Genomic DNA, 6,116 nt, shown 5'->3' on the forward strand with positions numbered 1-6,116 from the left:
CGAGCTGTCCAGCCTCAAGAGCACGGTCGGCAGCCAGGCCAGCGAACTGGACAAACTCGGCAAGCAGATCGAGGAACTCAAGCGCGGTAGCAGCTCAGGCTCCAGTTCGAGCTCCAGTGACCTGTCCAGCCTCAAGAGCACGGTCAGCAGTCAGGCCAGCACCCTGGACAAGCTGGAAAGGCAGGTCGATGACCTCAAGCGCGGCAGCAGCTCGGGTTCCAGCGCGAGCGCAAGTGAACTGTCCAGCCTAAAGAGCGAGGTCAGCAACCAGGACCGGGACCTGGAACAACTCAAGCGCAGCCTCGAGGACCTGAGCCGCCGGGTGAAGTGATACCAGGCCAATAGACACGACAAAGCCCGCCGATGCGGGCTTTGTCGTTGATGGGCTCTGCCTCTCAGGTGCGTGGCAGATGCTTGCTCACACAATGAATGCCGCCGCCACCGGCGGCGATCGGATCGATATTGACCTGCTCCACCACCCGCCCCGGATAGAGCCGAGTCAGCAGGTTCTTGCAGTATTGGTCCGCCGCCGAGTCGCCGAACTGCGGGGCGATCACTGCACCGTTGATTGGCAGGAAGTTGATGTAGCCCGGTGCGAAATCCGGGTTGTCCTGGGTATAGCGGTTGCTGCGCATCCGGGTGGGCGGCGGCAGGGTGTGGACCTCCAGCTTGCGGCCGTCGGCGTCGGTGGCGGCGTTGAGGATGTCCAGGTGCCGGCGCGTCACTGCGTAGTCGTAGGACGCGGGATCGTTGTCCAGGTTGGCGATCACCACCCCGGGCTTGACGAAGCGCGCATAAAAATCGACGTGGGCGTCGGTGATGTCTTTTCCCCTGATCCCCGGCAACCAGATGATCTTGCGCAGGCCGAGGTTGGCCTTCAGCTCGGCTTCGATCTGCGCCTTGCTCAGCCCCGGGTTGCGGTTGTCGTTGAGCCAGCAGCTCTCGGTAATGATCGCGGTGCCATGCCCGTCCACCTCGATGCCACCGCCCTCCCCCACCAGCGCGCTGCGAAGGTAGTCGGCTTCCATCTCCTCGCTCAGGGGCCCGGCCACCCGGGTGTCGTTGGCCGAGACCTGCTTGTCGCCCCAACCGTTGAAGTTGAAGTCCACCAGGCCCAGGCCACCCGCGCCATCGACCACGAAGCAGCCGCCGTAATCGCGCACCCAGACGTCATCCAGCGCCAGGGGCAGGAAATCGATATTGCCGGAGCCGCATTGGCTCTTGGCCTGCGCCAGCTGGCTGGCCCGGCAGAGCACGGTCACCGGCTGGTAGCGGGCGATGGTCCTGGCCAGCAGGGCGATGGTGTCGTTCACCGCGCCCGCCCAGTCCCCCCAGACCCGGGAGGACGCGCCGAAGGCCAGGATCACCCGCTCCTGCGGGCCGTGTTCGTCGGGCATGTACCAGTTGCCGGCCGCGGCGGCGAACACCCGCGGGGCGCCGAAGCCGAGGCCTAGCGTGGCGGCGGCGCCGATTCCGCTGGCCGCCATCAGCTGTTTGATGAAGTCACGGCGTGTAGACATGGAGGGTCCTCTATCGGGTAAGCCGCGAGGGGCAGGGCCAACCGTTGCCCGGCGCCCGCCCCCTCACGGGTGTTTTCAGTCGTGAAGGCTGGTCTTGAAGGTGGTCCAGGCACGCATTCGCGCACGCATGTCGCGCTGCGGGATGTCCTTGCCGGGGATCAGCCGTGCGTAGGTGGCCTCGTCCACATAGATATCCGGATTGTTGCGCATGCCGGCCTCGACCAGCGGCCTGGCCTTGGCGCTGGAGGTGGGATAACCGGTGGCATTGCTGATCGCCGCCATGTTCGCCGGACGCATGATGAAGTTGATCAGCGCGTAGGCGTACTCCGGGTGCCGGGCATCGGCCGGGATGGCCATGGTGTCCATCCACACCGTGGTGCCTTCCCGCGGAATCCGGTACTGGAAGTGCGTGCCTTTGCCGGTCTCGTCGGCGCTGCGCTGGGCCTGGAGCATATCGCCGCTGTAGCCGAGGGACAGGCAGATGTCGCCATTGACCAGCTGGGTCACCGGCTGCGACTGGAACTTGCGGATATACGGCTTGATGCCCTTGAGCAACGCCACCGCCTCGGCCAGGTCGTCCGGCTTGCTGCTGCGCGGCTCGCGCCCCAGGTAGTTGAGCACCACAGCCAGCACTTCGTCGGGCGAGTCGATCATCGAGATGCCGCAGTCGGCGAATTTCGCCGCCAGTTCGGGCTTGAAGATCAGGTCCAGGCTGTTCACCGGCGCGTCCTTCAGGCGCTTGTCGATCAGCGCCTGGTTCCAGGTCAGGCCGATGGTGCCCCAGGTGTAGGGCACGGTGGCCTGCTGCGAGTACGGATAACGGCTCTGCAAGGCGCGCAGGCCAGGCTCGATGTCGGCCAGGTGCTCAAGCTTGCCCGGGTCCAGTTTCTGCAGGGCGCCGGCGTGCATCAGGCGTTCGGCCACGGTATCGCCGGGGAAGACCAGGTCATAGCCACTGTGGCCGGACATCAGCTTGGCTTCCAGCGTCTCGCTGCTGTCCATCACGTCGTAGATGACCTGGATCCCGGTCTCGCGGGTGAACGCCGCGAGGGTGTCCGGGGCGAAGTAATCCGCCCAGTTGTACAGGCGCAGGACCTTGTCCTCGGCCTGGGCGGCGAGCTGCGCGCAGCCCAGGCCAAGGCCCAGCGCAAGGACCAGGAGTTTTTTCATGGCGTTCATCCTCAGGCTCCCTGGCGTTGCCAGTGGGTATGGGTCTGGCGACCGTCCAGCCCCAGCAGCGGGCCGTACATTTCCGGACGGCGATCGCGGTAGATGCCCCAGCTCAGGCGCTCCTCGGCCATCGCACCGAGGTCCAGGCGCTGCACCAGCACACCCGGGGTGTCGCGGTCGGCTTCGGCCAGCAGCTGGCCCTTGTGGTCGGTGATGAAGGACGAGCCGTAGAAGCGCATCCGCAGCTCGGGATCGGTGGTCGCCACTTCTTCGCCGACACGGTTGGCGGCGATCACCGGCAGGATGTTGGCGGCGGCATGCCCCCGCTGGGCCGTCTGCCAGTGGTCGCGGGAATCCAGCCCGGTGGCGCCCGGCTCGGAGCCGATGGCAGTCGGATACAGCAGCACCTCGGCGCCCATCAAGGCCAGGCAGCGGGCCGTCTCGGGGAACCACTGGTCCCAGCAGATACCGACACCGATACGGCCAAAGGCGGTATCCCAGACACGGAAACCGGTATCGCCCGGGCTGAAGTACTCCTTCTCCTGGTAACCGATGGCGTTGGGGATGTGGGTCTTGCGGTACACGCCGAGCAGTCGGCCGTCGGCATCGGCCACCGCCAGCGAGTTGAAATAGGCATTGCCGGCCCGCTCGAACCAGCTCAGCGGCAGCACTACGCCCAGTTCCCGGGCCAGTTCGGAAAAACGCTGGAGCACAGCGCTTTGGCCGTATTCCTCGGCCAGGGCCAGGTGCTTGTGGTCCTGTTCGATACAGAAGTACGGAGTGGCGAACAGCTCCTGCAACAGGATCAGTTGCGCGCCCTTGGCGGCGGCCTCGCGCACCAGACGCTCAGCCCGGTCGAGGTTGCCCGACAGGTCCCAGCTGCAGGCGAACTGGGTGGTGGCGACGGTCAGCAGGCTCATGCTCGCACCCCGCCCAGCGGCCAGGCCGGCTGTTGCTGGGTGATGCAATGCACGCCACCGCCGCCATGGGCCAGCTGGTTGATCCGCACCGGCACCACTTCCCGCCCGGGGAAGGCCAGGCGCAGGGTGGCAGCGGCGTCCTCATCGGCGGCGATGCCGTAGGCCGGCATGATGATCGCGCCATTGGCAATGTAGAAGTTGGTGTAGGAGGCACAGAACACCTCGGCGTCCTGGTCCACCGCGTCGCTGGCTTCGAACAGCTCGAGCATTTCGAAGCGCCGGCCCTGGGCATCGGTGGCAAGTTCGAGGGCACGGCGGTTTTCGCGCACCACTTCGGCGTACACCGAGGACTGGTCGCGGGTGGCGTCCACCAGCAAAGCGCCGGGCCTGGCGAAGGCACACACGCCATCGACGTGGCCATCGGTCATGTCGCCAGTGACGTAGTCCGGGTCGCCCGGCAGCCAGATGGTTTTCTTCACCCCCAGCAGACGCGAGAAGATCGCCTCCATCTCGGCCTTGCTCATGCCGGGGTTGCGGTTGGCGTTGAGCAACACCGATTCGGTGGTGATCAGCGTGCCCTGGCCATCCACATGGATAGCGCCGCCCTCGTTGGTCAGCGGCGTGTCGAAGCATTCCAGGCCGAGGCTATTGAGAATCCGCCGCGCCAGGCTTTCGTCCAGGTCGAAGGCGGACTTGCCGCCCCAGGCGTTGAAGCGCCAATTGACCCCGGCAGTGCCGAGGCGCGGATGGCAGACGAAGCTCGGACCAGAGTCGCGGCACCAGCTGTCGTTGATCGCCAGTTCGACCAGCTCGACGTTCGCTCCACAGAGTTCTTTGGCCCGGGCCACCGCCGAAGGGTCGACCACCATCTTCACCGGCTCGAAGCGGGCGATGGCGTTGGCCACCCGGGCAAAGTCGAGTTGCACGTCGGCCAGGGTCACGCCCCAGCCGTTTTCCCACAGGGCCTGGTTATGGGGAAAAGCCATCCAGGTGGCGGCATGAGGGGCCCACTCGGCGGGCATGAACCAGCTGTTCTGCGCATCGTTGGTTTGCATAAAAAATGCCTTCAGTTAAGATTTTTTTATCACTGAAAACCGGGGCCTCGGTCATGATGTGCATGCTAGGCCTGTCAATGCGCGTCAACAAACGATAGATTTTGCGGACTTCTGATTAGCAAGGCTTATCGATCATGCTGAAACACTGGCCACCCCTGAATGCCCTGCGCGGCTTCGAAGCCGCCGCCCGCCTGGGCAGTTTTCACAAGGCCGCCGAAGAGCTGCACCTCACCCAGTCGGCCATCAGCCAGCAGATCCGCAGCCTGGAGAGCTTCCTCGAACAACCGCTGTTCTTTCGCAGCGGTCGCAGCGTGGCACTGACCGATGCGGGCTTCGACCTGCTCAGCACCACCCAGTCGCTGCTGCAGCAACTGGCCGTGGGCATCCGCCGCCTGGACCAGTACCGCAAGCCCAACCAACTGGTGGTCAACACCACCCCGGCCTTCGCCCGCCACTGGCTGGTGCCGCGCCTGGCGGATTTTCATCGGCGCAACCCGCAGGTCGATCTCTGGCTGCTGACCACCGACGAAACCCCGGACATGACCACCCAGACCATTGACATCGCCGTGCGCGACGACCTCAGCGCCCAGGCCGAATGCAGCTTTCGCGTGTTGCTGGAAGACCGCCTCTACCCCGCCTGCCACCCAAGCCTGCTCGGACAGGAGGCGAGTGCGCGCACCACCCTGCACGGCGAACGCGAGATGGACTGGAGCCACTGGCAGGTACAAGGCGGTGCCGACGTCGGCCAGCACAGCCAGGGGCTGAACTTTTCCGACCCCGGCCTGCTGCTGGATGCCGCCAGCCAAGGCCTGGGGATAGCCCTGGTCAGCCAACTGCTGGCCGGCCGCGCCCGGAGCCAGGGACTCTTGGTGGCGCTGGCGGAACAGCGGGTACGCGGCCCGAACTGGAGCTGGCTGGTGCACCGTGACAGCGAAGGCGATGCCCTTACCCGCAGTTTCTGCGACTGGCTGGTTGGGGCGCTTGAGGTGGACTGAACCGGGCAGTCTCCCAGACCGCCGGAAACAACAAAACCCGCACCAGGCGGGTTTTGTGGGAACGGATGAACGATCCAGGATTGTTTGCAGCGGTTGACTGGTGCCCGAGACAGGAATCGAACCTGCGACCTTCGCGTTACGAGTGCGCTGCTCTACCGGCTGAGCTACACGGGCGGTGGGCTAAACCTAGCACCGAGGCCGGGGTTTTGCCATATCGGTTTCTCGGCAGGCACACAGCAAAACGCCCCGAACCAGTCGGGGCGTTTGCTTGTTCAACCTAAGGTGCCGGGGGTGTTAAACGCCCGAAGCCTTGGCGGCTGCCACGTCTTTGATGGACAGCTTGATACGGCCGCGGTTGTCCACGTCCAGTACCAGCACTTCCACTTCCTGACGCCACTCGAACAGCCGGCTCCAGCGGTTCGGGTACTGCTTGTAGGCCTTGCCCAGGCCGGTGAC

The 6,116-nt window shown here is 65.2% G+C and carries 5 protein-coding genes, 1 tRNA gene and 3 pseudogenes; 2 read left to right on the forward strand and 7 right to left on the reverse strand.

The window, feature by feature from the left end; all coding sequences use genetic code 11:
- Positions 1-331: pseudogene (locus ACQKQA_RS25010) on the forward strand (hypothetical protein); the annotation flags it as partial.
- Positions 332-395: 64 nt separating this feature from the next.
- Here ACQKQA_RS25010 and ACQKQA_RS25015 read toward each other — a convergent pair.
- The 4 genes from ACQKQA_RS25015 to ACQKQA_RS25030 form a co-directional block, all read right to left on the reverse strand.
- A complete protein-coding gene (locus ACQKQA_RS25015) occupies positions 396-1,520 on the reverse strand; it encodes an agmatine deiminase family protein (protein ID WP_427563577.1) in 1,125 nt (374 codons plus the stop codon).
- 75 nt (positions 1,521-1,595) lie between these two features.
- The gene (locus ACQKQA_RS25020; protein ID WP_427563579.1) at positions 1,596-2,699 is read right to left on the reverse strand and encodes an extracellular solute-binding protein; all 1,104 of its coding nucleotides are present in this window, start codon (positions 2,697-2,699) and stop codon (positions 1,596-1,598) included.
- Positions 2,700-2,701: 2 nt separating this feature from the next.
- Positions 2,702-3,610 (reverse strand): N-carbamoylputrescine amidase, encoded by a 909-nt coding sequence (gene aguB / locus ACQKQA_RS25025; RefSeq protein ID WP_427563581.1) that lies wholly within the window; start codon positions 3,608-3,610, stop codon positions 2,702-2,704.
- Positions 3,607-4,665, reverse strand: coding sequence for an agmatine deiminase family protein (locus ACQKQA_RS25030; protein ID WP_427563583.1), 1,059 nt, complete (start codon positions 4,663-4,665; stop codon positions 3,607-3,609). The genes aguB and ACQKQA_RS25030 overlap by 4 nt, the downstream gene beginning before the upstream one ends.
- A 134-nt stretch (positions 4,666-4,799) precedes the next feature.
- Here ACQKQA_RS25030 and ACQKQA_RS25035 point away from each other — a divergent pair, with 134 nt between their 5' ends.
- Complete coding sequence (locus ACQKQA_RS25035) at positions 4,800-5,660, forward strand: LysR substrate-binding domain-containing protein (RefSeq protein ID WP_427563585.1); 861 nt, start codon at positions 4,800-4,802, stop codon at positions 5,658-5,660.
- A 98-nt stretch (positions 5,661-5,758) separates the two neighbouring features.
- On the opposite strand, the gene ACQKQA_RS25040 is transcribed toward ACQKQA_RS25035, so the two are convergent.
- The 3 genes and pseudogenes from ACQKQA_RS25040 to ACQKQA_RS25050 all read right to left on the reverse strand — a co-directional run.
- A tRNA-Thr gene (locus tag ACQKQA_RS25040) sits at positions 5,759-5,834 on the reverse strand.
- A 120-nt stretch (positions 5,835-5,954) separates the two neighbouring features.
- Positions 5,955-6,050, reverse strand: a pseudogene (locus tag ACQKQA_RS25045) (hypothetical protein); the annotation flags it as partial.
- Positions 6,051-6,053: 3 nt separating this feature from the next.
- Positions 6,054-6,116, reverse strand: a pseudogene (locus tag ACQKQA_RS25050) (hypothetical protein); the annotation flags it as partial.

The sequence above is a fragment of the Pseudomonas sp. NPDC089530 genome, from assembly GCF_050280705.1.
In the GTDB taxonomy this organism is placed as follows: Bacteria; Pseudomonadota; Gammaproteobacteria; order Pseudomonadales; family Pseudomonadaceae; genus Aquipseudomonas.

Excerpts from the sequence above, each read along its gene's own strand:
- ACQKQA_RS25015 (WP_427563577.1), bottom strand. The coding sequence starts at position 1,520 with ATGTCTACACGCCGTGACTTCATCAAACAGCTGATGGCGGCCAGCGGA.
- ACQKQA_RS25020 (WP_427563579.1), bottom strand. The coding sequence starts at position 2,699 with ATGAACGCCATGAAAAAACTCCTGGTCCTTGCGCTGGGCCTTGGCCTG.
- aguB (WP_427563581.1), bottom strand. The coding sequence starts at position 3,610 with ATGAGCCTGCTGACCGTCGCCACCACCCAGTTCGCCTGCAGCTGGGAC.
- ACQKQA_RS25030 (WP_427563583.1), bottom strand. The coding sequence starts at position 4,665 with ATGCAAACCAACGATGCGCAGAACAGCTGGTTCATGCCCGCCGAGTGG.
- ACQKQA_RS25035 (WP_427563585.1), top strand. The coding sequence starts at position 4,800 with ATGCTGAAACACTGGCCACCCCTGAATGCCCTGCGCGGCTTCGAAGCC.